Annotated in this window: 1 pseudogene; it reads left to right on the top strand. The window is 69.0% G+C overall.

The annotated features are described in order from the left end of the window. Window positions 1-181 precede the first annotated feature (181 nt). Window positions 182-775: pseudogene (locus tag D7V77_RS42285) on the top strand (hypothetical protein); the annotation flags it as partial.

The following is a 775-nucleotide window of genomic DNA, read 5'->3' as shown; positions in this document are numbered from 1 at the left end:
GGCCCCCCCACCGGAGGCACCTCGCGCGGCCTCAGGCAGCCCCTCGGAGCTGCTCAAGAGCGTGGAGGATGTCCAGCGCAAGGAGGTCGCGGCGCTGAAGGCCATGGTCGAGCTGCTCATCGAGAAGGGCGTTTTCTCCCGCGAGGAATACCTCGCCAAGGTCAAGCGGTAGCCCCCGGCCATGCGCAAGAAGATTGGTGAACTCCTCGTCCAGGCCGGAGTGGTGACGGACGAGCAGGTGAAGCAGGCCCTCGCGTCCGGACGGCGCGGCCAGGGCCGCAAGCTGGGTGAGGTGCTGGTGTCCATGGGCCTGTGCACGGGCCGGGACATCGCGCGGGCGCTGGCGGCGCAGCACGAGCTGCCGTTCGTGGAGATCCCCGAGTACATCCCGCATGCGGTGTCCTCGCTGGTGTCCATGGACTTCCAGACCGAGCACCGGGTGCTCCTCTTCGCGGCGGAGCAGGACGGCCGCAGCGAGAAGATCCACGTCGCGGTGGAAGACCCGGGCAACCTGATGCTGGTGGACGAGCTGCGCTTCCAACTGCGCAAGCCGCTCAAGGTGTTCGTCGTAGCGCCGGACGACCTGGAGCAGGCGCTCGCGCGCGGCCGGGGTGAGCCCCTGGACATCGTGGAGGCTGAACCGATGGACATGGACGAGGACGATTCGCCGGACATCCTGCCGCCGCCCCCTCCGCATGATGGCGACGCGTCCGCTGACGGCGCGGAGGTGCTGGAGGACATCCTGGGCTCCACGCCCCGTCCCAAGGTCCCCAAG

Origin of the sequence: Corallococcus sp. CA041A (assembly GCF_003612075.1) — a bacterium.
In the GTDB taxonomy this organism is placed as follows: Bacteria; Myxococcota; Myxococcia; order Myxococcales; family Myxococcaceae; genus Corallococcus; species Corallococcus exiguus.
This window is presented reverse-complemented; position numbering and strand designations above follow the sequence as displayed.